28 protein-coding genes are annotated in these 23902 nt (G+C 57.5%); 4 read left to right on the top strand and 24 right to left on the bottom strand.

The annotated features are described in order from the left end of the window. Window positions 1-73: 73 nt before the first annotated feature. Entirely contained in the window at window positions 74-613 is a 540-nt protein-coding gene (locus tag ABJG22_RS03820; protein ID WP_348018923.1) for a hypothetical protein, read from the top strand. Between the two features lie 4 nt (window positions 614-617). On the opposite strand, the gene ABJG22_RS03815 is transcribed toward ABJG22_RS03820, so the two are convergent. Beyond that, window positions 618-1415 (bottom strand): ceramidase domain-containing protein, encoded by a 798-nt coding sequence (locus ABJG22_RS03815; protein WP_348018922.1) that lies wholly within the window; start codon window positions 1413-1415, stop codon window positions 618-620. Between the two features lie 175 nt (window positions 1416-1590). Here ABJG22_RS03815 and purC point away from each other — a divergent pair, with 175 nt between their 5' ends. The 3 genes from purC to purQ all read left to right on the top strand — a co-directional run bounded on the left by purC (window position 1591) and on the right by purQ (window position 3472). After that, a complete protein-coding gene (gene purC, locus ABJG22_RS03810; RefSeq protein ID WP_348018921.1) occupies window positions 1591-2367 on the top strand; it encodes a phosphoribosylaminoimidazolesuccinocarboxamide synthase in 777 nt (258 codons plus the stop codon). A 194-nt stretch (window positions 2368-2561) separates the two neighbouring features. After that, complete coding sequence (gene purS / locus ABJG22_RS03805; protein WP_348018920.1) at window positions 2562-2816, top strand: phosphoribosylformylglycinamidine synthase subunit PurS; 255 nt, start codon at window positions 2562-2564, stop codon at window positions 2814-2816. Next, complete coding sequence (gene purQ, locus ABJG22_RS03800) at window positions 2816-3472, top strand: phosphoribosylformylglycinamidine synthase subunit PurQ (RefSeq protein ID WP_348018919.1); 657 nt, start codon at window positions 2816-2818, stop codon at window positions 3470-3472. Before purS ends, purQ begins: the two co-directional genes overlap by 1 nt. A gap of 290 nt (window positions 3473-3762) precedes the next feature. On the opposite strand, the gene ABJG22_RS03795 is transcribed toward purQ, so the two are convergent. From ABJG22_RS03795 to ABJG22_RS03685, 23 genes are all read right to left on the bottom strand, one after another. Then, the gene (locus tag ABJG22_RS03795; RefSeq protein WP_348018918.1) at window positions 3763-4887 is read right to left on the bottom strand and encodes an OmpA family protein; all 1125 of its coding nucleotides are present in this window, start codon (window positions 4885-4887) and stop codon (window positions 3763-3765) included. Between the two features lie 204 nt (window positions 4888-5091). Then, the gene (locus ABJG22_RS03790; RefSeq protein WP_348018917.1) at window positions 5092-5529 is read right to left on the bottom strand and encodes a DUF2793 domain-containing protein; all 438 of its coding nucleotides are present in this window, start codon (window positions 5527-5529) and stop codon (window positions 5092-5094) included. A gap of 44 nt (window positions 5530-5573) precedes the next feature. Continuing rightward, on the bottom strand, window positions 5574-7799 hold the full coding sequence (locus tag ABJG22_RS03785) for a phage tail protein (RefSeq protein ID WP_348018916.1): 2226 nt from the start codon (window positions 7797-7799) through the stop codon (window positions 5574-5576). Then, window positions 7800-8192: a peptidoglycan endopeptidase gene (locus ABJG22_RS03780; RefSeq protein ID WP_348018915.1), complete on the bottom strand. Its 393-nt coding sequence runs from the start codon at window positions 8190-8192 to the stop codon at window positions 7800-7802. A 26-nt stretch (window positions 8193-8218) separates the two neighbouring features. Continuing rightward, window positions 8219-9037: a DUF2163 domain-containing protein gene (locus ABJG22_RS03775; RefSeq protein WP_348018914.1), complete on the bottom strand. Its 819-nt coding sequence runs from the start codon at window positions 9035-9037 to the stop codon at window positions 8219-8221. Further along, window positions 9034-11382 (bottom strand): DUF2460 domain-containing protein, encoded by a 2349-nt coding sequence (locus ABJG22_RS03770; RefSeq protein WP_348018913.1) that lies wholly within the window; start codon window positions 11380-11382, stop codon window positions 9034-9036. Before ABJG22_RS03770 ends, ABJG22_RS03775 begins: the two co-directional genes overlap by 4 nt. Window positions 11383-11384: 2 nt before the next feature. After that, on the bottom strand, window positions 11385-11972 hold the full coding sequence (locus tag ABJG22_RS03765; RefSeq protein WP_348018912.1) for a tail tape measure protein: 588 nt from the start codon (window positions 11970-11972) through the stop codon (window positions 11385-11387). Then, on the bottom strand, window positions 11965-12177 hold the full coding sequence (locus tag ABJG22_RS03760; protein WP_348018911.1) for a phage tail assembly chaperone: 213 nt from the start codon (window positions 12175-12177) through the stop codon (window positions 11965-11967). The genes ABJG22_RS03765 and ABJG22_RS03760 overlap by 8 nt, the downstream gene beginning before the upstream one ends. Beyond that, the gene (locus ABJG22_RS03755; protein ID WP_348018910.1) at window positions 12177-12503 is read right to left on the bottom strand and encodes a gene transfer agent family protein; all 327 of its coding nucleotides are present in this window, start codon (window positions 12501-12503) and stop codon (window positions 12177-12179) included. The genes ABJG22_RS03760 and ABJG22_RS03755 overlap by 1 nt, the downstream gene beginning before the upstream one ends. Then, on the bottom strand, window positions 12496-12903 hold the full coding sequence (locus ABJG22_RS03750; protein WP_348018909.1) for a phage tail protein: 408 nt from the start codon (window positions 12901-12903) through the stop codon (window positions 12496-12498). The genes ABJG22_RS03755 and ABJG22_RS03750 overlap by 8 nt, the downstream gene beginning before the upstream one ends. A gap of 46 nt (window positions 12904-12949) precedes the next feature. Then, complete coding sequence (locus ABJG22_RS03745) at window positions 12950-13348, bottom strand: DUF3168 domain-containing protein (RefSeq protein ID WP_348018908.1); 399 nt, start codon at window positions 13346-13348, stop codon at window positions 12950-12952. Then, window positions 13345-13566, bottom strand: coding sequence for a hypothetical protein (locus ABJG22_RS03740; protein WP_348018907.1), 222 nt, complete (start codon window positions 13564-13566; stop codon window positions 13345-13347). The genes ABJG22_RS03745 and ABJG22_RS03740 overlap by 4 nt, the downstream gene beginning before the upstream one ends. Further along, the gene (locus tag ABJG22_RS03735) at window positions 13563-13889 is read right to left on the bottom strand and encodes a head-tail adaptor protein (RefSeq protein WP_348018906.1); all 327 of its coding nucleotides are present in this window, start codon (window positions 13887-13889) and stop codon (window positions 13563-13565) included. The genes ABJG22_RS03740 and ABJG22_RS03735 overlap by 4 nt, the downstream gene beginning before the upstream one ends. Continuing rightward, the gene (locus ABJG22_RS03730; protein ID WP_348018905.1) at window positions 13889-14434 is read right to left on the bottom strand and encodes a hypothetical protein; all 546 of its coding nucleotides are present in this window, start codon (window positions 14432-14434) and stop codon (window positions 13889-13891) included. Before ABJG22_RS03730 ends, ABJG22_RS03735 begins: the two co-directional genes overlap by 1 nt. A gap of 101 nt (window positions 14435-14535) precedes the next feature. After that, window positions 14536-15702: a phage major capsid protein gene (locus ABJG22_RS03725; RefSeq protein ID WP_348018904.1), complete on the bottom strand. Its 1167-nt coding sequence runs from the start codon at window positions 15700-15702 to the stop codon at window positions 14536-14538. A gap of 73 nt (window positions 15703-15775) precedes the next feature. Continuing rightward, a complete protein-coding gene (locus ABJG22_RS03720; RefSeq protein WP_348018903.1) occupies window positions 15776-16618 on the bottom strand; it encodes a DUF5694 domain-containing protein in 843 nt (280 codons plus the stop codon). A 50-nt stretch (window positions 16619-16668) separates the two neighbouring features. Beyond that, complete coding sequence (locus ABJG22_RS03715; protein ID WP_348018902.1) at window positions 16669-17175, bottom strand: HK97 family phage prohead protease; 507 nt, start codon at window positions 17173-17175, stop codon at window positions 16669-16671. Further along, entirely contained in the window at window positions 17172-17480 is a 309-nt protein-coding gene (locus ABJG22_RS03710) for a DUF6127 family protein (RefSeq protein ID WP_348018901.1), read from the bottom strand. Before ABJG22_RS03710 ends, ABJG22_RS03715 begins: the two co-directional genes overlap by 4 nt. A 256-nt stretch (window positions 17481-17736) precedes the next feature. After that, window positions 17737-18873 (bottom strand): phage portal protein, encoded by a 1137-nt coding sequence (locus ABJG22_RS03705; protein ID WP_348018900.1) that lies wholly within the window; start codon window positions 18871-18873, stop codon window positions 17737-17739. A gap of 39 nt (window positions 18874-18912) precedes the next feature. Beyond that, window positions 18913-20235 (bottom strand): terminase family protein, encoded by a 1323-nt coding sequence (locus tag ABJG22_RS03700; protein WP_348019031.1) that lies wholly within the window; start codon window positions 20233-20235, stop codon window positions 18913-18915. After that, window positions 20228-20710 carry a hypothetical protein gene (locus ABJG22_RS03695; RefSeq protein WP_348018899.1) on the bottom strand — a complete coding sequence of 161 codons (483 nt, stop codon included), beginning with the start codon at window positions 20708-20710 and terminating at the stop codon, window positions 20228-20230. The genes ABJG22_RS03700 and ABJG22_RS03695 overlap by 8 nt, the downstream gene beginning before the upstream one ends. Window positions 20711-20900: 190 nt before the next feature. Beyond that, complete coding sequence (locus tag ABJG22_RS03690) at window positions 20901-22676, bottom strand: patatin-like phospholipase family protein (RefSeq protein ID WP_348018898.1); 1776 nt, start codon at window positions 22674-22676, stop codon at window positions 20901-20903. Window positions 22677-22752: 76 nt separating this feature from the next. After that, window positions 22753-23823, bottom strand: a complete 1071-nt coding sequence (locus ABJG22_RS03685) for a DUF2855 family protein (protein ID WP_348018897.1) — start codon at window positions 23821-23823, stop codon at window positions 22753-22755. Between the last annotated feature and the right edge of the window lie 79 nt (window positions 23824-23902).

Here is a 23902-nt window from a genome sequence, read left to right as displayed (position 1 = left end):
GCGATAGCAGGGTGGATTCAGGGTTGGTAGAGGGAAGTTTGAGCGTGTCTTCAAATTCTGCTATTTATCGACAATGATGCAGCAATCGACATTTCTAAAAACCCTGCTTCTTACCCTGGCTCTGCCGTTCGCTGCGACCATGGCCCATGCAGAAACATGGCATGTGGTTCTCCAACACGACAAGGATGGCGATGTGATCGCCGGCCACAATTATGGCCTTGTTTCCGCAATACGCAATGGGTGCCAGATTCGTATCGGATGGGGCGCAAGGCGCAGCAGCGACCCCAGTCAGACCATCGAGCATATTGCAACACCGGTCTGGGTGGCGGTCCGTAATGGCAATATCGTTGAGGCGCAGCTCTCCGATTTTGTCATCAATCTCGATGTGATGGGGGAAGCAGCAGCGGATCATCCGCGGCGGGAACGCTTTGGCGGCACCGAAAAAGCGGTCAGCTGGCGCGCCACGTTAAAAACCGACGGCAGTTTCAACGCGGTCTGGTATAGCCCAGCAACGGGCGCGTTCATCACTCGCGTACCACAGCGCCATCCGATGAAATGGTTTGCAGATTGTGCTCCCCTGGCCTCCGAACCATATTTTCCGTCGGTGGAATGATCCGCTAACGGCTGGAACCATCGGTGACGGGTTGTTCGCTGCGATAGTAGAGAAATGCAAACCATAAGGCGACGGCACCCAGTACATGCCAGATCGCATGCCCCTGCAACAGGCTTTCAGGCGCACAAAGCTGGCCGTTCTGGTCGAGATTCCATATCGTGAAGGCGACGGTGTTTGCGATCAACCCGGCGATATAATAGCCGGTCTGGACCTGAGGGCGCAGAGGCCTTGCGAAAACAAGTTCCAATAGGATGGCCGCCATAAGAACGACGGCGAAAAGCCAGCGGCGTACCTCCGGCATCATATATAGAATTGCGACAAGCACCGCGCAAAGCAGCGCATAATAGATCATTGCGCGTCGGTCCGGGATGTTGCGCCATTTCGAAAGCGCGCTGATCAAAAAGAACCCGCTGATCAAATACATGCCCAGCACGTCGAAAAACTGCCCCCATAATGTCAGCGTCGCGTGAAGCATTAAGGAACCAATTCCAACAATGATCGCGGACACCCCGAGTATTTTTGCCGACAAGGGCGGAAAAGCCGACCACCAGTCACGCGACCGGGCCAGCAAGATCATGAGGAAACCGGCGAAGACAAAGCCAAAAGAAGACAGACTATTGGCGGGCTGCAACAATATTGTCCCCGGCCTTGGTATTTCGCAGAAACATCTGGTTTCCATGCAACTGGCTGGAAGGAAGCGCGTCCAGCTAGGACCTGCCAGGCTCAGCAAGGCCACGGTGATTGTCGCCATCAGAGCGGTTAAGGCCGCCGCAGTGACGATTTTTCTGGCATATTGGGTCATCGCGCTCGCATTCATTCCAAGAATTCGGTTGCCCCATCATGAAACGGGATTGATTGCGCCGCAAGCCGCTTTCGCATATAGGAAGGCTCGGTTGCCCCGGTCCGTTCAATCCACCATGATTCGAACAATCGGGGCATGATTTTTTGTCGCACTCTTTGCGAAGTGGAACCAAGCAATGTCCCGTCGTCGCCAAATTTATGAAGGCAAGGCCAAGATACTCTATGAAGGCCCAGAACCCGGCACCATCATTCAATATTTTAAGGATGATGCCACGGCTTTTAACGCCGAGAAAAAAGGCACGATCAACGGCAAAGGCGTGATCAACAATCGCATCAGCGAGCATATTTTCACGTTGCTCGGGCATATCGGCATCCCCAGTCACTTCATCCGGCGCCTCAATATGCGGGAGCAGCTCGTCAAGCAGGTCGAGATTGTTCCGATTGAAGTGATCGTCCGCAATGTCGCGGCCGGATCTCTAACCAAGCGTCTCGGCATTGAAGAAGGCAAGCCACTTCCGCACACTTTGCTGGAATATTGCTATAAGGATGATGCGCTCGGCGATCCGCTGGTCGCTGAAGAGCATATCGCCTGTTTTGGTTGGGCCAGCCAAGAGGAAATGCAGGATATTTCCGCAATGGCGATCCGGATCAATGATTTCTTAGCCGGAATGTTCGCAGGCATTGGCATTAAGCTGGTTGATTTCAAACTTGAATTTGGCAGAATTTTCGAAGGGGATTTTTCACGGATCATCCTTGCCGACGAAATTAGTCCAGACGGCTGCCGTCTTTGGGACATTGAAACCAACGAAAAGCTCGACAAGGACCGGTTCCGCCGCGATCTCGGCGGCGAAGCCGAAGCCTATCAGGAAGTTGCCCGCCGTCTGGGTCTGTTTCCAGAAGGTGTCAGCGAAGTGCTCGACCTGAACAGCGAACGAAAGAAGCGCGGAAAATAGTGAAATCATAGGGAGGGCGGGCGCACTGAAGGTCGAACTCTGAAAGCTGACGACCAATTCGCTAGCCACCGAATATGGCCATGCGGTACCAAACGGTGGCCTAGCTTTTTCAATTTTCGTTCTTGCTCTTGCCCCGGCTAATCTTGGCGCTATAGCAGGGCGATATTCACGGCGAACAACGCGAGGGCGCAAGGATGAAAGTCAGAATATTTGTAACGCTGAAAAATGGCGTATTAGACCCTCAGGGCAAAGCCATTCATCATGCGCTGGAAAGCCTGGACTTTTCGGGTGTGAATGACGTGCGCGCCGGCAAGCTGATCGAGCTAGATGTTGATCCCGCGGTCAGCAAAGAAGAAATTGAAAAAATGTGCGAAAAGCTGCTCGCCAACACCGTCATCGAAAATTATGAAATCGAAATATCCGACAAGGCTTTGGAGACTACGTCCTGATGCAATCGGCAGTGATCGTCTTTCCTGGTTCCAATTGCGACCGTGACATGGCCGTCGCTTTGGAAAGTGTTTCGGGTCGAAAGCCTCATATGGTCTGGCACGGGGATAGCGAACTTCCGTCTGACCTGGATGTCATCGCCATTCCTGGCGGCTTTTCCTATGGAGACTATCTGCGGTCCGGTGCCATGGCTTCGCGTTCCAACATCATTAAACCAGTGATTGAAGCCGCGGAGCGTGGCGTCAAGATATTGGGAGTGTGCAACGGGTTTCAGGTCTTAACCGAAACGGGACTATTGCCCGGAGCGTTGATGCGGAACAGCAACATCAATTTTGTCTGCAAAGATGTCCAGCTTGATATCGCCAACACGGACAATATCTTCGCATCCCGCTATACGAAAAATACATCCATTTCGATCCCGGTAGCCCACCATGATGGAAACTTCTTTGCCGACAGTGAAACGCTGGATCGGTTGGAGAATGAAGACCGGGTGGTTTTCCGATATCGGAACGATATCAACGGATCTTCGCGGAACATTGCCGGTATCATCAATGAAGCAGGGAATGTCCTCGGGATGATGCCGCATCCCGAACGTGCCATCGACAGCAAACATGGTGGAACGGATGGGCTGCAATTGTTTGAAAGCCTGCTGAACTAAAAATCAGAGAATATTTTGACCGGGTAGCTTTTTGGACACCAAGGCACGATTTCGTACGCCTATAGTGATACCGAGATGTCCGCATAGGGTTCACCAATCTTGTAGATAGAACGATCCGTTGCTCTTTTGACGGCAGTATCGTTGCAGCTTCTCAGGCCGGGCATTTCATAAATTTTCTTGAACAACGGCCAAATGGCAATTCATTCGGTTCAGCCTGTTCATCTAGACCGGACAAAAAAAGGGCCAGTCCGAAGACCAGCCCTTTTTCAAAATTTGATCGTATGTTGGTATTAGTTACCGGAACCAGGTCCGTACATAACTTCAACACGACGGTTCTGCGGTTCGCGAACGCCGTCTGCGGTTTCAACGCGTGGACGCGATTCACCGAAGGCTTCACTCGAGACAGCATCGTCGCTGATGCCGCGCGATCCAAGATACGCACGTACAGCTTCGTTACGACGCTGAGACAGACCGACATTGTAGCTGGCAGAGCCAGATTTATCAGCGTGACCAGCCAACATGACCTGAGCCGAACCACAATCGCCATATGCGGTAACCGCATTGTCGAGAACCGAAGCCGCTTCCGGTGTGATATCCGACTGATCCCAGTCAAAGAACACAATGTAAGGGCCAGGCGCACACACTGCCGCTGGTGGCGGTGGTGGTGGTGGTGGAGGCGGTGGTGGTGGAGGCGGTGGTGGAGGCGGTGGCGGAGGTGGTGCCGCTGGTTCGCCGCCGAAGTTGTAGATCAAGCTACCCAAAAGAGAGTGGGTTGTCAGATCGGTTGAAACATCACGACCGATCGAATCGACCAAATCAACACCGGATACTTTGAAGAAACGATACTTCAAGCCAATATCCCAGCTACCGCTCAATGGAGCGCGAACCCCAGCAAGGGCCTGCCAAGCAAAACCAGTATCAGAATCATCCAACCAAGGACCTTCAATCACATTGGTAAGTTCTGCGCGAGCAACACCAACGCCGCCGCCAACAAAACCCTGGATTCCATCGTCATCGCCAAAATCAACCAAACCGTTCAGCATGAAGCTGAGCGCATTGACGTCGCCGTTTGTCGGGAAATTATAGCCAGCATTCCCAGGATTTCCTAATCCAGGGATCGGCGCTCCGCCGGTTACAGGGCCAGCGCCAACAATGTCTTTAGCGCCGGCTTGTTTGTAGCCAACTTCAGCTTCAAGCCGGAATGATCCAAAATCATAACCAACTATCCCATCAAAATCATAACCTGCGTCATGACTAATAGACGCAGTGTCAGTAATTCCAGCAATGTCGAGATCGACGTCTTGGACGACCATCGCACCACCCTCAACACCAACATACCACTGGTCATCACGAGCCAGAGCAGGTGTTGCGAGCGCTGTGGAGGCAAGCGCCATTCCTAAGGCAAGCTTCCGCATTTATATTCCCCTTCTCATTTAGGTTCTAAATTCACGCCGCTTTCTAGCCCCTCGCTCCAATCAGTGCAAGCAGCCAAATCGCAGAACTGTTGCGAAAATGTCGCCATTTTCGGGATTTGGCTCTAAAAATATCCTTGAAACTCGATTGAATATGTAAAATCGTTTCTCCAACAGTACTTTAGAATCAATTTCATAGGCCAGACTTTAAAGAATCCCTTGTGTTTGAAGAACATCCAATATCGAATCGATAGCCGCCCGCGCTTCACTATCAACGATAGTACCTGCCAAGGGGCTTTCGACCGCTTCTGCCAATTGCCAGCCACCGCGATAGATCGCAAATTTATCCATCGTTTCAATATAGACCTGCATCGCCGTCAGGGGCGGAATAAAGAGCCAACCATTTCCCGACCAACCCGCAATCTCATCATCATGCCCCAACCAATCGTTTGTAGCATCTGTTCCTACCAGCCAAGATTGACCAGAAACCGGCGACAATGCCGTCGGATCGGTCTCGATCGCTTGCGCTATGGGATGAGCCAGAAAATCGATGCGTGCGAGAGCCTCATTGTGAAATAACTCCTTATGTGCCTGTCCGACAGCAAGCAGCGGTAGTTCAAACCTTGGAGTCTCTAATATCGCCATGTTTCTTATTCCCTATATATTCCAGAATTTGCATTGGGACGGTTTCAAATCGAAATTTCAAAGGCCAGCGCCTCTGAAAGGCCATAAGCACCGGTTTGGTGGATTTTGACATTCAAGTGATTGATATCACTCAATAGAAGCGACTGAATTTGAGTAGAAGTCGCTGTGACTTTCCGTACGTTCGAGACCAATGAAATCGGTGTTACCGAACCATCCTCCGCTGCCAGCTCGATGCGATATTTCTCGGCCTCTTCCGCCAACGGCACCTCGACATGGTCGGGCCAAATGGCTCCCGCGCGAGATCTTCTGGTCCAGCCGAGCTCAAGATCTCCATTTTCCAGAAAATTCCAGGTCGGATGCACAGGAGACCATGGCATCAAGGCTCTCCCAGGTGACGCAATTGTAGCTGCAACAGGCGTAAGATCATCTCGCCCCAGCGCATAGATCGTCGTGGGAGAAAAAGGAGAATAGACGGCAGAACTGACCTCCAGCATGGAAGCCGCATCGAGTAAGACAAAATCTTCATCACTACTATGTCGATCTATCGCAGCCTCCGTGCCGCCAAGCCCGCGTATCAATCGAGACAAGCGAAAACGGCCATGTCCAAGCGGCAAGGCGCCAGAAAATTGGACGATTTCCATACCGATCAAGGCGATATTGCGTCCCGCCAACAGTTGTGAATCATTAGCATGCGTCAGCACCATCGAGTGATTCTGCAGTTCCACATCGATATGATTAACCTGATCAAGCAAAGCTGGATTTGCAGAATCAAGCGCGCCCAAGGTGAGCCCTATGATGGTGGGAGCCGGTATCTGCCCAATAAATTCTCCGGGCGTGTCATCTGATCCCAGTCCAAATAGTTGCGCGCTTCGCCATCCGGAATCGCCAGCGGCGGCGGCATAGAGCTTAGGCGAGTCCGGCACAGCCGTCGGCATATCTATAGCAAATGGCAAATCAACCAACACGAGGCGCGTCAATCCCGCACGCAGATCGGAATCCGACACAATGCGACCCTGTTCCGAGTCGATTGAGGCCGGGTTTTTGCTGGTGCTTGCTCGGGTGAGCAGAAGTTGCGCGATACCAAGACCAATTTCGCATTCCCGAATGCGCCAAAGACCAGCAAAAGAATCAAATTCGACCAACATATTCGGTCGATAGGAACGGCTGCCCATCGGCACGGAAACATGCAAAGTCGAGCGCTCGTCATATTCAGACCATAAGGCCACTGCGGCCATTTTCTTGGCTTCCTCCGCTGAAATCGCTGCCGGAAAATCTTGGACAAGGGCAATCCGCCCGGTTCCGGGACGCAGCGCCGACTGGATACCAGTCTGATAGTCACGCAACGGGTCATAATAGCGGATCGACACGTGCCGAGGAGCCAGCGCGACAGATGCCGTGCGCCTTTCGGGCGCAGCGGCTTCGCGCCGGTCAGCCATTCGGACAAAATCACCACCAATTGTCAGGGCAGAGGAAGCATCTGCGCAAGCACGCACTTCTGCTCCAATACGGTCAATGGCGACAGGATCAGATGAGAATGACAACGGGATAGAGTCCGTCAACGGCCGCAAAGCCGCCTGCTGATCTTGTCCCCCAGCAGCATATCCAATCACCGTTTCTTCCGATGACAACGCGATCCTCTGCCCCGAAACATCCCGAACCACATCGGCAATTGTCACCGAACCATCGTCGGCGATCACCTCAAAGGTCAGCGACGGGATCCGGTTGCCATATTCCGTCAAATCCATGTCTTCGAAAACCGCCAGCGCCAGACCGCGATAGGCGGGTGTCCCGTCAGTCGCCTCCGCACTAGCCATCAGGCCGTCGACAAGCTGCCCTTCGCCACCGGGATGAAAGGCAAATCCCGTTTCCGTCTTGAAATCTCCGGCGGCTCCCCGGAAAATTTTCCCGTCCGCCCATATTCGGCCGATGTTTTTGATCTCACGACTAGACAGAGCAACAGCGAAACAGGCGGAATAGCTATAGATAGCCGTGCTCGGGCGTCCCTTGCCACCGCCCTCGCGGCTGCGCGTCTCTTTAAGGTCTGTTGCCCAGATCACGGTCCCGGCGACGCGCATCTTCCCGTAGATCCGGGGAACTTGGGAGCCATAGCTCGACGTCTGCACCGCCAGTTCCTGCAACCGTGGCCCCTCACGCCCTTTTGGCTTGAACAGGATATTCTGGTCGACTTGCTGGCCGATAATGGCCCCGATAGTACCGCCTATTGGCCCGCCAACCGCAGTGCCAACGGCGCTCAAAACCAAGGTCGCCATTCAGTCCTCCATCAGCCTAAAAATCGCGGCAATCGGCCACGGCGCTTCGCCGGGGCAGAATACGACTTTGCTTAGACCGGCATGGGCATGAACGAAGCCGTCCTTCGCCCGGATCAGGAAATGCCATTGGACCGGGCTGGGCCGGACCAGAATAATATCCCCTTCGCATAGCTCCGATTCCGGCGGGAAGCGGGAGAAGCCGGTCTCCGTCATGAAGGCGCTGATTGACTGCTCGGACCCGCCCCGGATCGAATAGCCATTGGGCGCATCGCACTCGAAATCGCCCGCTATCAGGCATTGCAGCGCCAGACCGATACAATCCAGCCCGATGTCCTCATCGCGCCCATGCAGGCAAAAGGGCGCACCACAAAGGGACACAACTTTTTCCGCCATTTTTCGGGATCCTTCTCTGGCTGGCGTCATGCGCCGGGATATCTGGTGAGCAGATCATTGCCCGGCAAATAGGGCTCTCCGCGAAAATTGATGCTGTTGGTAAAACGGTCCCGGCAGGTCGCGAAATTCTTGTTGCACCCCTCGGTCAGCAAAACTCTTGTGCCTGCAACGACGGCCTGGACCGGCAGATCTGCCAGCCTGACAACACTCCCGTCCCCCTCGACGATCGCATTGCTGAGCCCGCAATTCGAGCCATCGAGAAAACGGAGCGATCCGAAAGCAAATCTGGCCGCCGTACCGCCCAGCCCCTCGATTCCAATCTCGTCACCATCGACCGATATTATCCGGCCTTCCTGCTGATAGCGGTGCAGGCTGAGCTTGCACTGGCGGTCGCCAAATTCGGCGCGGCAGGTTGGCGACGTCAGCGGAGCTATCGGCTCGTCCAGAAAGGATGTCGCGCCGAGCATCTCGACCGTGAAACTGTCACCGGACCGTATGATCTCACCGAACTGGCCGCAAATCAGCGGCAAAGGCGCAGCATCCGGCTGATCCCAGTCGACCAGCGAAATATACAGGAGCGCCCCGTCCCAGCGTCCGGCATCCAGATCGGCTTCGGCTATCGCGGCGCTGGTCATCGCCCCTGCAATTTCGATATTGTCGATGTCCAGACTATCGGACAGCGCGATCGCAGACGGCACCATGCCCGGCGCTGCCCTATAGCGCAGCCCATCGATGACCAAGTCGCGATCGTGCGAGGTAAAGCCGAGCGCCACGCCGTCCGGACGTTCCAAACGCCAGAGATAGGCGCTCGTCGTGACCTTCCGGTCCAGCCAGTCTAGACTCATGATGGTTCCCGGACCTCAAGCAGAAGGACTTCCGGAATGTCCCCCGCCAGAAATGTAGCATGGTTCACGTGCAATTGATCGCTGGCAAAGCGCACCGGCACATCGAAAAGAAACCCGGCGGTGATATCGCTGTCTTCTGCCGGAGGCGTATCAAAGGCGATCATCCCAGCGGGGCCGAGTGACCAATTGCTCTCCAATTGGCCATCAATGGCGATCTCCAGCGTGTCTGGATCGGGCCGTGTGATTCGCCTCTGCTGCGCTTCCTCGACTGGGCCGCCATAATTTTTCACAAGTTTGAACGCGGTTTGTTGACCATCACCCTTGCCGAGATGCTGGTCGGTTGGCGCCGGTTCCCCGACCATGTCACGCGAACTATGGTCATAGGGATCGCGGAAGCGAAAGGCTTTCGCGGCACCCCGCCGCGCTCGGAAAAAGGCGATCAATATCCGCAATTCTTCCTCGCTCCGGACGCCCGGTCCGACATCAAATTCCAGGCGCGCATCGGCCCAGTCGCTATTGCGTTTCTCGTGACCGGAGATGGTCGTGACAATATTGGTGGAAAATCCCGGCGACACGCTGGCCCCCTGGCCGATAGCGATCGGGAAGCGCACGTCATCAAAGGCGTTCACATCATCATCCTTTTCCTGAAAATAGGTAAATCCGTCCCGCGCCACTTGCGGCAGCGCCCAGACGAAAATCCCGGGCGTGCCTCGCGCGCGCGCATCCTCCACCGCCTGCACCATATTGCTCCAGATAAAGCGGTCCGCGGCCTGCAGCACAAAGCCGGTGAAATATTGCTGTCGCTCGACCGGATAGCCCAGCTGATCGGCCGCCAGGGCAATGCCGCGCCGCGTCGCGGACCGGTCTCCGGCGATCACCCAGTCATAATCTTCCAGTTGCAATATATCGAAAGCGGGACTGGCCCACCCAATAGGCAGATTAGCGCGCCGCGCTTCAGGCGCCTCCTCATCCAAAATTGTCGGCAAATAGGCGAGCAAGAGAGACTCGACCGGCGTTGCCCCCGCTTCCGCCTTCACCGCATCCAGCAGATCGGCCGTCGACTGCGCCAGAATCGCACCGGCCTGATCCAGCATGGCATTTTGTGCCGCTGTCTTCGGGCCATCAATGCTGGCTATGCTGACCGCGTTTGCGCCAAAGACTGCACTGGCCGCTGCATCATAGAGGCAAATACGCTTGTCCGGCATGATCCACCACCAGGGTTCCCCCACCTGGAAACGGATCCCCGCGCCCGCATCCCGGGCAATCGCAGTGAAGGCCCGCGCCACGGCTTGCAGATAATTCATCGCATTGCCGTTGGCGGGCGAAAGCAGGGTCGAGGGCGGCTGCCAGCCGGTCAGCGCCGGATCACCATTTTCCGCCCGCTGCTTCCAGTCGTTCCAGCAATGCGCATCGAAAAGCTCGTAGGACAGCGAGAGGATCACCGAAAAGCCCATCGTTTCCGCGCGAGCGACCAGATCGCGATGCCAGACCGCTGCCGGCTGGTTGATTGCGGCAAATTCCTCGCCAGCCTGCGGCGCGGACAGGCTGACATAAAGCCCGTCACCGAGCGTCTCCAGCCGAAAATAATGGCTCATCCCCAGATAGTGGTTGATCGCCCCGCGATAGCCCAAAGCCCGCGTCATCCGCAGCAGGCGTTCCGGCGTCTGGTTGAAACTGTCATCATAGGCAGTGGCCATCGAAAGCCCGTTTTCCGGCACCATGATGTCGCCAATCTCCAGCACCGCGCCCCGCCCATCGGTCCGGATCGCGCTCATCTCAACCCAGCCGATTTTCGGCGTGGCATAGCGCGTGCCCTGCCCGTCATAGTCCGGCGGAATGATCGAAATGAACAGCCGGTCGATATCTTCGGGAAAAACCGGGTCGGCCTCGCCCGGCAACAGGAAACCGCCATCGATTTTTGAAAATTCTATAGAAATCCGGGCGTCGGTCGGCGTGCCGCTGGCGTAGTTCCACAACCGCACATACCAGGATTTGGGATTACCCGCCGCATCGCGGCCTTCGATCGTCAACGTCGGGCCGTTGATCGCATCCAGCGGCATGATGCCCGACGACCGCCAGTGAAACTCCCATTGGAGCTGCGCATAATCACGCTCCGTTTCATAGGCCAGCAAGGGATGGTCGAGCCTGTCTTCGCTTTCCCAGATCAGCCCGGCCAGATCATCGCTATTATAGAAGACCGCATCCACCCGCAGCGCATTGGCGGCAGTGGTCACCACCGAGGCCATCATCGGGCGGGGGAAATTGATCGTCCAGAAGCGGGGATCGAAACGCTGGATGAAGCTGCTCTGTTGACCGATTCTTTTCTCCGCTAGCCAGAAACCCATGATCAGCCTGCCTTCGCCGTCAGCGCATTGCGCACTGCCCGCGCCACCTGTCGGCTCGACCGGCGCATCTGATCGGGCGCGCTGCCCTGGCCATGGTCGGATATATTGATCGTCAGTCTGATATTGGGCGCACCGCCGACCGACGCCGGCTGCTCGATCCGCCCCGCCGCGGTTGGCACGAATAGCTCCGGCCCACGTTCTCCAACCATATAAGCGCGGCCGCCCGTCACCGGGCCACCCGTTGCCCGGCCCGGTGCGCCCAGAAAGGCGCTGAGCAGGGACGTGCCCAGATTGAGCAGGCCGCCGCCAGAACCAGCAGAGCCATCGCCAAATAGACTAGGCAACCCGTTGTTGATCGCGGCGCTGGCAATATCGTTCATAACCGAAAGGGCCACGCGGCGCAGATCCTCAAAATCCAGGGAGCCCCGACGAATGGCGCGACTGAGCGTATTCTCCAGAACCGATCCGGCCCGCTCCAGGCCGGATGCAAAGGGACCGTCCAGCTGCCCTTTCATATCCGCAACATCTTTTGCAAAGCCAGCGGTATCAGCGCGCACGCTGACCACCAGCCGTTCGATTTCTTCATCCATCGGGGAACGCCTCTTTCAATTGTTCAAATGTGGAATGATCAAGCGGCAGAGACGAACCCAAACCCGTTTCATGATCCTCGAGAGACCGGAACAGACCGGTCAGTTCCTCCGGAGTAGCGCACCAAAACTGATCCGGCGTCCAGCCCAGAAGAAGGGGAACAAGGCCCGCGAGATGTTCTGCGGATGCACCGAAAATATTCGCCATCAGCTATCGACGGGCTGGCCCTGCAATATCTGCTTAAGCAGAATTTTGAGCGCCGGTGTCACGCCGGTGAGACCGAGCGCGGCAATGCCATCCCCCAATACATCTTGCGTCAAATGAGCCGGACGATCCCGGACACAATGCCAGAACAAGATCACAATCTCGCTAAGCTTAAGCTGTCCGCGTGAAGCCCGTTCGACAAGATCGAAGAGCGAACCCAATTCGTCTTCTGCTGCGACAAGAGCAGCAAATGTCGGTCGCAACACAATATGTTCATCGCCGATCAGCAGACCGGTCTCGCCGCGCAATCTATTCGCCCGATCAGACATTGATCACCGGACCAGAGCTTTCGAGGCTCAGCGTATAGCTGCGCTCGCCATTATAATCGCCGCTATAGTCCAGCCGCGCGACCAGAAAATCGCCTTGCATCCGCTCGCCACCTTCGAAGCTAAGCTCGTAGGAATCGAGAATGCCGCCCAGCGCATGGGCTTTCATCCTTAGTTCCGCGTCGGATCCGGTGAAGACCCCAGCCCCGGAGACCGATACGGAGCGCACACCGGCACCCGACAGCAATTGCCGCCAGCCGCCACTGTCCTTGCTGGTAATCGCAACCGGCTCTCCGTTCACCGACATTTGCGTGGTCCGCAGGCCCGCAATGGTCGTGTAGCCGACAGGGCTCTCGCCATCGCCGATTTTCAAGAGAAAGGCGCTGCCTTTTTCTGCTGCCATATTCTGGTTCCTTTATGTTGTGGTGTTTATTTGTCTCGAGGCTAATTCAAACCTTCAAAACCCTCGCCCGATATTCAATCAACCCGCTCCACGGGCTAACCGCACTGCGCAAAACACGCGTCCGGCGAAAATCGAAGGTGACGATCTGCCACCCAGCCGGATCGTCCAGACCCGGCTCGAGCGCGTCTTCAACCAGCGCCATCACCCGGTGCAGGCGCGCCGCGGTGTCGCCGTCATCATGCACCGTCAGCGCGAGACTCAATTCGCGGCCAACGCCACCCTTGTGACTCCAGTCCAGCGATGCGCCTGTCGCCAGAGCGATATAAGGAAACGCGGCGCGCGGCGGCGGGCCGTCATAAATTCCGCTGATCAGCCCCATCAGTGGTGCGTGACCATCCAATCCTATCACCAATTGCCGCTGCACTGCTTCGAGCGCACTGCTCATCGGACCGCTCGCATCAGGAAAGCGACATCGCGCAGGCTGCTATTCTCGATCAAGCGTTCGCTCAACCGCCGCGCTTTCAACTCGACCCCCTCGGCCGTCTCGATGATCTCAACGTCGCCGGGCAGTTCTGCCGCCAGCGCCGATTTGATTTCGGATCTGGTGTCGAGCAAGCGTTTCTCGGCCAAGGCCTCACCGCGCTTCTGCAAATTTTCCATCATCTCTTCTCTTCCGCCTGCAGGATGGTTTTCGGGATCAGGCGATGTTCCAGAATGACGCTCGATATCGTCATCACATGCTCGCCCCAAAGCAGCCGGTCACCGGGTTTGATCGCGCGTGTCTCCCGCAAAATGAAACGCCATCGGTTCATGGCCGACCGGCTCTCCGCTTCACTCGCTGTGCCGCCTCGCAAAGCCTCGGCCGCGGCCCAGAAGACGCCAATAGTCATATATTGCGGTTCGGCGGAGGCCAGCGCATCGCGCCCGGGGGCCTGCCGTTCAATCGATATGCGTTCGCGCAAGATGCCGGAAAATTCCTGTCCCATCAGCCGATCCTCATCCGCCGATAGGGCCGCCACAAAGCCGTCACCGCACTCGGCGGCCCGCCCGCATCGACCCCGTCGCGATTGGCATAGAAATAGCCTGCCATCCGGACGATTCCCTGGCGCAAACCCGCCGGCAGATCGCCCCAATCCGGCGCCACACCGGCGCTGTAGGCCACCCGAATGCGCGAGCCGCCGTCGCCATGCTGCAATTTGATCCAGCCGATACCGTCGCTGTCGATATCAACGGCATAGTCCTCGACCGCCAGAATCGACGGGTTTCCGTCCGCCGCAACACGCTCAACCGCACTGATCGATTGCACCGGCAGCCGCTTCAGCTTTTGCCAGACCTGTCGCGCCGGCAACATATCGGTCACCGATCGGGCAATCAGCATCTGGCCGGTGAAATCCTCGCACAAGGACGCGGCGCTGCGCAGAAACGCATCTATGGCGGCATCATCGGCCTGATGATCAATCCGGATAAAATCCCTGACCTCTGCGATCAGATCTGCCGGCACATCGGGCCAGTCTGCAATGGGGAAGCTCACGGTCGCGGCATCCTTTCAATAAATGTTCGAAATATGCGCCCGCGCCGGATCGAGGGGGAGCAACCGGCGCGGACGCGCTGCGCCGAGGCGCAGCAAGGGCTTTAAGAAGCGCTGAACTGCATCAGCTTGATCGCTTCCGAATTCATCACCTGACCGCCAACCCGCTTGGTCGCATAGAAATGGACGAACGGCTTGTTGGTGAACGGATCGCGCAAGATGCTGGTCGCGCTGCGTTCGGCGATCAAATAGCCGGCGCGGAAATTGCCGAAGGCGATCGACAGGCTGTCCGCCGCAATGTCGGGCATGTCTTCGGCCTCAACCACCGGATAGCCGAGCAGGGTCGCGGGCTGTCCACTGGCGAGCGAAGGCTGCCACAGAAAGGCGCCGTCCGCCGTCTTGAACTTGCGAATATGCGCCAGCGTCGAGCTGTTCATCACGAAGGACGCGCCCTGCCGGTAGGCGGGACGCAGCGTGTGGACGAGATCGACCAGCACATCTTCGCTGGCAAAACTACCGCTCGAACCGGACGGCACATATTGCAGCGATCCAAAAGCGCGGACATCGTCACTCTCGTCAGTCACCGAAGCGTTGAGAAAGCCGCGCGGTTGATTGACGCCCGACCCGCCGACAAAGGCTGCGCCTTCAGCTTGCGCAAATTCGCGGGCAATTTCGTCGGCGAGCCAGGATTCCACATCAAAGGCCGCATCATCGAGCATCGCCTGCGACGCCGCCGGATTGGCATAAAGCTCTCCCGTGGGTGGTGCGATCTCGTTGAAATCCGGCGTATCGGTTTCCGGACGGCCCGCCGTTTCACTGACCCAGCCGGAGGGCGTGCCACCGGTCGTCACCAGCTTGCGATAGCCGGCCGTCCCGGTCTGCACCACCGTCGCAATCGAACGGATCGGTGAAATATCCTTCAGCGTAGCGCCGATCAGCACGTCAATTTCCTGTGGCACGGCAAAGCCGCCTTCCGGCCCGGATGCCCCGGAGAAGCTTTTCATCTCGATGCCGCTCTGGTCTCCGCGCCGGAGATATTTGGTCACGAAATCCTGCGCTGCAGCCGAAGACGGAATCCCTTTCGCGCCATCCAGCACCGGTCGCGCCGAGGCCTTGGAGATATCGGTCATCTGACTTTTGAGACCGTCGACATCGTTGCGCAGCGACTTGATCTGGTCGCTCTGGCTGGCGACATCCTCGGCCATCAGCACCGCGTCAAAAGACGCTTCAAGCGGATCGGCCTTGGTTTCGAACTTGGGGGAATCTGTCATGGTTTTCCTTTCCTGTGGGCAATAAAAAAGCCGCCCGGTGAGGGGCGGCTCGGGGTTGTCAAAATGTGCTGCTCTATTCGGACAAGGCGTCCGTGGCCTTGTGCAAATAGGGCATGGCCGGTTCCAGAACATAGCCTGGCGTTCTCTCGACGATCTCGCGGAGCCATGCGCCATGACCGCTGCCGTAGACCACGATCACGCGGTCGCCCGGCTCGGTCACCTGCACCAGCTTGTTGAAAATCTTGGCGTTGCGCATGAACCAATAGGCCGCGAGTTCCGCGCCGGTTTGCTTCTCGCCTTCACCGATGGTCATCACATCCCAGTAAAAATCATCCGGAAAGCGATCACTGTTCCAGAATTTCAACAGCTCGGGAATCGATTGGCTCTTTTGCTGCTCTTCAAATTCCGCAATCAGCACGCCATAGTCCGACATTTTTTCGAGACGCTTGGCATCGCCCGTTTCCTTTGCCTGTTGATGGACGCGGTCATAAGGAAAATAGTCGGGCTCCTCCTCCGACGACCGTTCATCAATCGCATAGACCCGGTCGACATCAGCGACATGGGCAACCCGATATCCGATTTGCACCGTTTCGTTGCGTATCTTCGTCAGGTCCTCCGGTTTGAAATTGGCAAAGCCGGTGTCCGCATAAGGCGGCTTGGCCGCGGCTTCGACCGCGACAGCCGTGGGCACGAATGTCTTCAGCGTCTCTGCGAGAGCGGCCAGTTCCTTTTGCCGCCGGGGCGTCAGCACATCATCGGCCTCGGCGTTGTTCAGATCAGCGCCCGGATTGGCAAAATGATAGGCGCCCAATATCAATACCCGCACGGGCTCGCGGACGTCATCGGCTCCATCCTCCGCAAGAGCAGGTTGAGCCGCGAAGCAGAGCGCGAGCAAGAAAGCTGCAAGATTTTTCATTAATGCCTCCCAAGTGTATTGCTTATCTAATACTCTTAGTCAGGCCGGTATCAAGTTAAATCGGCCGGTCCATCCAAATGATGGACACGCGCCCATTGCTGCATCGGATAGGTGACCAGCGATATTTCTGCGACATCCAGGTCGATCAGCTCGCGCGGCTTTTGGCCGGATGAGCGGTTCACGCGATAGCCGAAGCTCAAGCCCTTCACCGCGCCGCTCGCCAGACCGGCTGCGGCGTCGCGCCCGGCCCGCGTAGCGGTCGATATCGAACCAATCACCCGCAATCCACGCCGGTCTTCGCGCACATGGTCGACCCGGCCAATCTGCTGGCGCGGATCATGTTGCCACAGCAGCGGCAGGGATTTGCCCTCCGGAAAGGCACCAAAGGCACCCGGCCGAATGATATCCCCGCCCTTGTCGATGCGGTTAAAGATCGCGGCATAGCCAGCAAAGCGGAGGGCGTTTGCGTCTCCCGTTCGTGCTGAGCTTGTCGAAGCACCTCTTGCGGCGACAAACCCTTCGACAGGCTCAGGGCGAACGGATGTATCCCCGTTCATAACACCAGATGCCCCAGGCCAAGCCGCATCGCGATCCCGACCAGCAGCAGCGCGAGCGCCCCGCGAATGATCCAGCGGATCGCTGCTTTCCACGCGCTCGCTTTTGCGTCGCGCCAGGCGCGGAGCAGCTCGCGCAGCTCGTCGATGTCATCCTCCGCGCCGGGATCGGACAGCCCCAGGCGGTCAAGCACCCGCACCGCGCCGCTGTCGGTCGCTTCCTCGACAATCGCGCGCAGGGTGACAAGATCGGCGCCATCGCCTTCCGCCTGCGCCATCAGGCGGGCGAGCATTTCGTCGTTGGTCATTGTATTTAAAACTCCGTTTTAACCTCAAGCGCCGGGCGCGGGCATCCGCCCGCTTGGCTTTCGCGCCATAAGGCGCGGCGGACGCCATTAGTTTTTGGCGCCCTTGCCTCGCTGCGCTCGGTGATAAACTAACCACGATTGGGAGTGCCAAACCGACGCGAAGCGGAGGCAAGCGCGACCGCGCGCCCGCAGCGTAGCGAGGATAGCCAAGCGGGCGGATGCCCGCGCCCGGCGCCTGAGGTTCAATAAAAAACCCTCACACCCCCAGCATCGCCCTTTTCTCTTCCGGCGTCAGAAAATCGGCCTCGCACACCTGCTTCCACAGCCGTTCGCGATCTTCCGACAGGGCCGGGATCTGGTCGCGATCCACGGCCAGCTTCGCGTCCGGCCACCACGCAGCGAGCGCGGCCGACAGGCCGTCCAGTATCTTCCCCGCCAGCGGCAGGATCGTCAGCCGCCACAAGGCGCGGTTGGCTTCGCGATAATTGGCATAGCTATTGTCGCCGGGCAGGCCGAGCAGCATCGGCGGCACACCGAAAGCCAGCGCAATCTCTCGCGCCGCCGCTTCCTTCAGCGCGACAAAATCCATATCCGCCGGGGTCATGCTCATAGACTGCCATTTGAGGCCGCCTTCCAGCAGCATCGGTCGCCCGGCATTGCCCGATCCGGCAAAGCTCGCATCCATTTCGGCTTTCAGCCGGTCAAATTGCTCTCCGGTCAGCGCCGATCCGTCGGCACCGGGATCATAGACCAGAGCGCCCGAAGGCCGAGCGGCGTTGTCCAATATCGCCTTGTTCCATTTCGCCGCCGCATTATGCACCGCCACCGCTTTCGCTGCCGCGCCCAGACAGCCGAGACCATAATGATCATCGGTCGGGTGAAAGCCCTTGAGATGAACAATCGCCGGACGGCCCATCGCATCCTGCGCGGCAAAGCGCGTCCGGTGTTCGCCAGCGCGATAGACATAAGCCACCGGCCAGCCTTTGGCATCCGGCTCAACCGTGATCCTGTCCGGGCGCAACACATAAAGCTCCGCGGGCTGGTCCTCGTCCCCGCGAATGACCTGCACATAGGCATTGCCATGCAGCAGCAAATGCGCCGCGATCGTCTCGAGCAGGGTCTGGCTCGCGCCGCTCCCGTGAATCAGGTCCGCGATCTTGTCCTCTGCCGGCAGCAGCGGCGCGCCGCCAACCCCTTCGGCGACAATGCGCACCGCCCGCTGGGCAATGGCATTTTCGACATAGGCTTCGCGCACCCGACCCTCATATGAAAAGGGCGCGTCCCCCGAAAGAGCCGCGCCACCGTAGGTGCCGATATAGGACCGCCCCAAAGGCGGCCGCGATGGTCCACCCCCGCCCTTGAAGGCGAGGGATATATTTTCCCAAAATGTCATGTTGTTTCCTTCGTTACCCGTGCGTCGACAGAGGCGAGTTCATCTAACCCTCGGCTCTCGCCTTTTCCCGAGCATCAACTCCGTCAGCGCCCAGACCAGAGCATCGGCGCGGTCGGGCGAACGGCCCGGTCCTTCATATCCGCCACCAACCAGCAATCCGCACATCTCGTCCTCCAGCTGTGGAAATGCCCCGGCATGATGCACGCGTCCATTCTCATAGAGCGCCGCTACCGGTTCCGCCCGCGCGACCTTGCCGCGGGAGGCGTGAACCAATTTTACCGGCAGCGAGATTTGCGCCGCGTGCAATACCGATTTCACCATCGCGCCGCCCTGATTGGCTTCGGCAATGATACGGTCGGCTTCGAAACGATCCGCTGCGTCCGCCACCCGGCGGGCCCAGGTTTCCGGGCTGGCCCTTTCGACGCTACAGTCACCCAGCACATAGGCTTTGCCGTCCGCGCCCAGACCGGCGACGATGATTCCACAGGCGTCTCCCGTTTTGGATGCCGGTGGATCGACACCGATAGCGATTCTGGTAAAACCAACATCCTGTTCGTCACGCCTGATCCGGCACCCATCAATCATCGCCCGCGTCCACAAAGCGCCTTCCAGTTCTTCGATCAGTTCGCCGTCCAGCTCCTGACGCCCCTGCCTGGTGCCGCCATAATCCGCAGTCATCGCGGTCAGAAATGCATGGGGCAGATGCAGGTCATTATCCTGTGTCCGGCCCGTCGTGATCGCCACCCCGTCACCCGAGACCAGGGACCGAACCAGCGGTACCGGCCGCGGCGTTGTGGTCGCCACCAGTTGCGGCCGGAAACCGAGGCGCAGACCCATTTTCAGATTGTCCCAGACCGCTTCCGCCTGCCCGGCATTGTTCATCCATTTGGCAATTTCATCGCACCAGCCGTGGCTATGCTGCGGCCCGCGCAAGCCTTCCGGTTCGGCGGCCGAATAGAGATGTGCCTGCGCGCCATTGTCCCATGTCAGCCGCTTCAGCGATGGCTCCCAGACCGGTCGCTGGCTCGGCGGCGCGATCGACAGCAATCCGCTGTCCCCTTCGACCATCACGGTGCGGGTTTCCGCATAATTGGCACCGACCAGAGCGAAGCGCGCGCTGCCGTCGCGTTCGGCAATATGGCGCACCCATTCCGCCCCGGCCCGGGTTTTGCCAAAGCCGCGCCCTGCCATGATCAACCAGATCGACCAATCACCCGCCGGGGGTCTTTGTTCGGGCCGCGCCCAGAAATTCCAGCGATATAGAAAGGCCTGCTTCTCTCGCTCGCTAAGCCGAGAAAGAAAGGTTCGGCGGTCTAATGCTGTCCACTCTGCAAAGAATTCCGTTACGGCAAAATCACTCATCATGATCAGACGGGTTCACCTTCGCTTTGGCAAGCGCCCGACGGCGACGAAGTTTTGCGCGCATATCTTCCAATTTCCTATCAAGATCAGCGCCAACTTTTTCAGGAGTCAGTTCATCTTCCGCCGCGCGGGTCAACGCCACCATCTGCTTGTGCGCAAATAGTAATTTGACCGCTAAGCCATCATTATGTTCCCGGACCGTCGCAACCTGCTCGCCATTCCGGAAAATATGTTTCTCTGCGCCATTGCGGGCACGGTCGAGCAATTCCATTTCGAGCAGTTCGTAGCCATTGGCCAAAGCCCGCATCCAATGATTATAGAAATCCGGGTCCCGGTTGCGCCAAAGATAGACAGTGGAAAGTGAAACCTTCGCCGCCTTTGCCGACGCTGCCACATGTGAGCTGATGGAAAGAGACTTCAGGAATTTCAGCTTGCGCTTGTCGTCATAACATCCCCTGACTTCTGATTTTGGCATAAGATACTCCGAACCGAACCGGCGCGAACCGACCGGACATAAAAAAGGGCCTTCCGGTCAGAACGGCCTCGCCTATCTGGCGGGGTCCTTCAGAGCCGGTCGGCCCGAATCACAATTTCGCGATGTTCCTGATATGTACCTAAACAGCGTGACGATGTCAACTAGTTTTTACCTATTTGGTTATAGCCCTTTAGATATCAATCGTCGGAATGACATGCTCTCCGATATAATCCGCCGCCATTTCCGCCAGTTCCCGGCCCAAATGCCAGTCCAATATCTGCATGTCCGGAATGATCGGCGGATTCACCAATATGTCCTGCTCGCTCAGCATCTCCTTGGACGCCATGCGGCTGGCCACCACCATCGAACGGGACATGATCTCAACGATGGACGGAAATTCTGCCTCCCGTTTGCGCCGCAGGACCATGTCCCGCAACAAGCTCCACCGTCCGCGTACATCGTCATAGAGAGCATCCGTGCGCCAGATTTCATTGGGATCGCCCAAAGATACGACGATATTAGGTCCGGCTTTCAGATCGTGCATGACCTTGACCGGCACATTATCCAGCACCCCGCCATCGACCAGGATATTCCCGTCCTTATCAATGAACGGCGGCAATATGGTCGGCAAAGAACCTGAAGCGCGAACACATTCCCACAATGGCCCGCGCCGGTGGATATGCAGGCCGTTGGTCGACAGGTTGGTCGAGACGCCAAAGAAATTGATCGGCTGATCAGCAATATCCTTCGTGCCGTAGCGACTTCTAAGTTCGCTATCGAACACCGTCGGATCGAGCAGGGAATAGACCGGCAAGGTCAGGCGCTTCATCGCCTTGGCCTGAATGAACATCGCCTCCATCTGATCGAGCGTCTCATCGACGGTCATGCCGCGTGCGATCGCCCCGCCCATTGCCGCGCCAGCACTGGCCCCGCCGATAAAGTCGATCGGGATATTGGCCTGCCGCAATGCCTTGATCACGCCAAGATGCGCGCAGCCGAGCGCCCCGCCACCCGCCAGCACCACGCCGACCGCCCGACCGGTTAGAAAACGCGCGACCTTGGTAAAATCTGCATCATCGTTAAGCGCCATATGATGGTGCAGCTTTGGATTGCGTGGATCGATCCATTCGCTGCTTTTGCTGATGATTTTGTCGCTGCTCTTGCGCAGGAAAAGCAAGCTGCGCTGCGGTTCTGCAATCCAGCCCATCGCCGCTTTTTCCATCGCATTGGGCTCGGGGTCCGCCTGACCGGGACGAGCGACCATCACCAGTGCATCGGCATTCCGGCACACCATCTGTCCCCAATCTTCCGGTCCGCTGCCATCGATCAAAATATAGGCGCCCTTGGCTTCCTGTTCCGCCAGCCATGCCTGATATTCGCCGGAATCCGCTACATCGCTAGTCGCACGGTCCACCGGCACCACTTGTGTGCCCGACCGAACCACCGTTTCAAAAGCCTCGGCCATCCGGGCCAGAAATCCATCCGGCAATGTGCTGCTTCCGGCGGGTAGCATAGCAATCACCCGTGGATTTTTCGACGAAATGGATGACGTGCGCGCGGTCGCGACCGCCAGCCGTTCGGAAACCAGCTTCAGCATCGCCGTGTTTAAATCCGGGTGGCGCGACGTGATATCGTCAAAGGCCTGACGAGAGACCTCCCGCACTATGGAGTCGCGCGTGGCAATCACATCGGCGGTGCGTTTTCCGCCGGCAAAAAAGGCTAGTTCTCCGACCGCTTCCCCGGCTTCGATATGGGCAACGATCCGCGTCTTGTTAACCAGCACACGGAACCGGCCGGACTCGACGAAATAGAGCGCATCCGCATCATGACCCTGATGAACCAGCGCTTCACCGCCCGCGATCTGCCTCTTGATCGAAGCGGATTGCAGCGCTTTCAGTGCTTCCGGCGCCACATCCTTGAAAAGATCATGGCGTCCCAAATCCGGCAGTTCTGTTGGCTCAGCCAAACTGTTTCCCCCATCGGTGCGACCCGCCTTCTGCTATTATCCTTCTATATCCCGTCACAATCAAGTGTTCGTGGCCTTAGGCCAAATGACACATCAAACCACGGCTCGGCGCGACTTCATTCGCCAACATCGCGAGATAGGCCGACTGCAGCGCCTCATTTCCTTTCAGATCCTCAATCGTCAAATAATCGCTAGCACCGGCGACAAAGGCTGCAAATTGCGTATCAACCTTTGCGCGGAACTCGACCGGACCAACCTCTTTGATCAGGACTTCGGCAGCGGTCGGAGCGAAGAACATTTCCGGCTTCGGCCCCGGCAGATCATCGGCACCGCCGCGCTCCGAAATATGGGTCACGCCGACCAAGGAGCTGAATTTGAGTGCATCGCCCCATTGGCTGTGAATGGCGCCCAGCAGCTGGCCATTGCCGGCGAAATCCACTGAAACTGTTGGCGTCGCTGCATCAGCGGCGGACAGATTGTCATAGGTCAAAACCTCGTCATAGAGACCGGATTTCTCGACAAATTCCTTGTTTCCTGCAGATGTCAGGCCAATGCGCTTGACCGTCGGGCTCAGGCTTTTCGCGACCATCGCCAGACCCAGCGAGGTTTTCGATGAAGCACTGGTCATCAACAATGTGTCGGCCCCGAACCAGTCGTTCGAGCGCATGAAATGTTCGATCAGGAAGCTGGTCGTAAACAAAGGCTGGAAAATCGCCCGTTCCGCTTCGAGCGCGCCTTCATCCATGCCCAGCCGGTTATACTGGTTATAGATGATCGCCAGTCCCTGCCGGTGGGCAGCACCGTCAACAAAACCGCCATCCGCCACATTGGTTGGCGTGACCAGCAAGTGGCTGGCCATCGGCAAATAGCCATAGACCCGCTCGCCAACCGCAATATCCGCGTTCTCCGACGCCACGACCTTGGCAAAGCCCCAGACCGGAACGATGCCCCATTGGTCATCACCGGTCGGGAAGAAATTCCAATAGCCAAAGCCGTCACCAACCGCCGCATAGGTAATATTATTCGCCGTCAGCGCGTATTTTTCGACTGCCAGTAATATCTGGCCATCCGCCAAAATTGGCGCAGCGCTCTCATGCCATTCGGACTGTACGAGATTATCTTTTTTTACCCACAAGCTCTGCATCATTCGGACTCCATCCTCATATTTTCATTTGCGATCAGCATAGGGACTGGGAGCCAGATGGCAAAAGCATTTGCCAAAAACC

The sequence above is a fragment of the Parasphingorhabdus sp. genome (assembly GCF_039939955.1).
Taxonomy (GTDB): Bacteria; Pseudomonadota; Alphaproteobacteria; order Sphingomonadales; family Sphingomonadaceae; genus Parasphingorhabdus.
The sequence above is the reverse complement of the archived record's forward strand: the minus strand, read 5'-3'. Positions and strand labels throughout refer to the sequence as shown.

Coding starts and splice junctions, on each gene's coding strand:
- ABJG22_RS03820 (WP_348018923.1), top strand. CDS start 74: ATGATGCAGCAATCGACATTTCTAAAAACCCTGCTTCTTACCCTGGCT.
- ABJG22_RS03815 (WP_348018922.1), bottom strand. CDS start 1,415: ATGACCCAATATGCCAGAAAAATCGTCACTGCGGCGGCCTTAACCGCT.
- purC (WP_348018921.1), top strand. CDS start 1,591: ATGTCCCGTCGTCGCCAAATTTATGAAGGCAAGGCCAAGATACTCTAT.
- purS (WP_348018920.1), top strand. CDS start 2,562: ATGAAAGTCAGAATATTTGTAACGCTGAAAAATGGCGTATTAGACCCT.
- purQ (WP_348018919.1), top strand. CDS start 2,816: ATGCAATCGGCAGTGATCGTCTTTCCTGGTTCCAATTGCGACCGTGAC.
- ABJG22_RS03795 (WP_348018918.1), bottom strand. CDS start 4,887: ATGCGGAAGCTTGCCTTAGGAATGGCGCTTGCCTCCACAGCGCTCGCA.
- ABJG22_RS03790 (WP_348018917.1), bottom strand. CDS start 5,529: ATGGCGATATTAGAGACTCCAAGGTTTGAACTACCGCTGCTTGCTGTC.
- ABJG22_RS03785 (WP_348018916.1), bottom strand. CDS start 7,799: ATGGCGACCTTGGTTTTGAGCGCCGTTGGCACTGCGGTTGGCGGGCCA.
- ABJG22_RS03780 (WP_348018915.1), bottom strand. CDS start 8,192: ATGGCGGAAAAAGTTGTGTCCCTTTGTGGTGCGCCCTTTTGCCTGCAT.
- ABJG22_RS03775 (WP_348018914.1), bottom strand. CDS start 9,037: ATGAGTCTAGACTGGCTGGACCGGAAGGTCACGACGAGCGCCTATCTC.
- ABJG22_RS03770 (WP_348018913.1), bottom strand. CDS start 11,382: ATGGGTTTCTGGCTAGCGGAGAAAAGAATCGGTCAACAGAGCAGCTTC.
- ABJG22_RS03765 (WP_348018912.1), bottom strand. CDS start 11,972: ATGGATGAAGAAATCGAACGGCTGGTGGTCAGCGTGCGCGCTGATACC.
- ABJG22_RS03760 (WP_348018911.1), bottom strand. CDS start 12,177: ATGGCGAATATTTTCGGTGCATCCGCAGAACATCTCGCGGGCCTTGTT.
- ABJG22_RS03755 (WP_348018910.1), bottom strand. CDS start 12,503: ATGTCTGATCGGGCGAATAGATTGCGCGGCGAGACCGGTCTGCTGATC.
- ABJG22_RS03750 (WP_348018909.1), bottom strand. CDS start 12,903: ATGGCAGCAGAAAAAGGCAGCGCCTTTCTCTTGAAAATCGGCGATGGC.
- ABJG22_RS03745 (WP_348018908.1), bottom strand. CDS start 13,348: ATGAGCAGTGCGCTCGAAGCAGTGCAGCGGCAATTGGTGATAGGATTG.
- ABJG22_RS03740 (WP_348018907.1), bottom strand. CDS start 13,566: ATGATGGAAAATTTGCAGAAGCGCGGTGAGGCCTTGGCCGAGAAACGC.
- ABJG22_RS03735 (WP_348018906.1), bottom strand. CDS start 13,889: ATGGGACAGGAATTTTCCGGCATCTTGCGCGAACGCATATCGATTGAA.
- ABJG22_RS03725 (WP_348018904.1), bottom strand. CDS start 15,702: ATGACAGATTCCCCCAAGTTCGAAACCAAGGCCGATCCGCTTGAAGCG.
- ABJG22_RS03720 (WP_348018903.1), bottom strand. CDS start 16,618: ATGAAAAATCTTGCAGCTTTCTTGCTCGCGCTCTGCTTCGCGGCTCAA.
- ABJG22_RS03715 (WP_348018902.1), bottom strand. CDS start 17,175: ATGAACGGGGATACATCCGTTCGCCCTGAGCCTGTCGAAGGGTTTGTC.
- ABJG22_RS03710 (WP_348018901.1), bottom strand. CDS start 17,480: ATGACCAACGACGAAATGCTCGCCCGCCTGATGGCGCAGGCGGAAGGC.
- ABJG22_RS03705 (WP_348018900.1), bottom strand. CDS start 18,873: ATGACATTTTGGGAAAATATATCCCTCGCCTTCAAGGGCGGGGGTGGA.
- ABJG22_RS03700 (WP_348019031.1), bottom strand. CDS start 20,235: ATGAGTGATTTTGCCGTAACGGAATTCTTTGCAGAGTGGACAGCATTA.
- ABJG22_RS03695 (WP_348018899.1), bottom strand. CDS start 20,710: ATGCCAAAATCAGAAGTCAGGGGATGTTATGACGACAAGCGCAAGCTG.
- ABJG22_RS03685 (WP_348018897.1), bottom strand. CDS start 23,823: ATGATGCAGAGCTTGTGGGTAAAAAAAGATAATCTCGTACAGTCCGAA.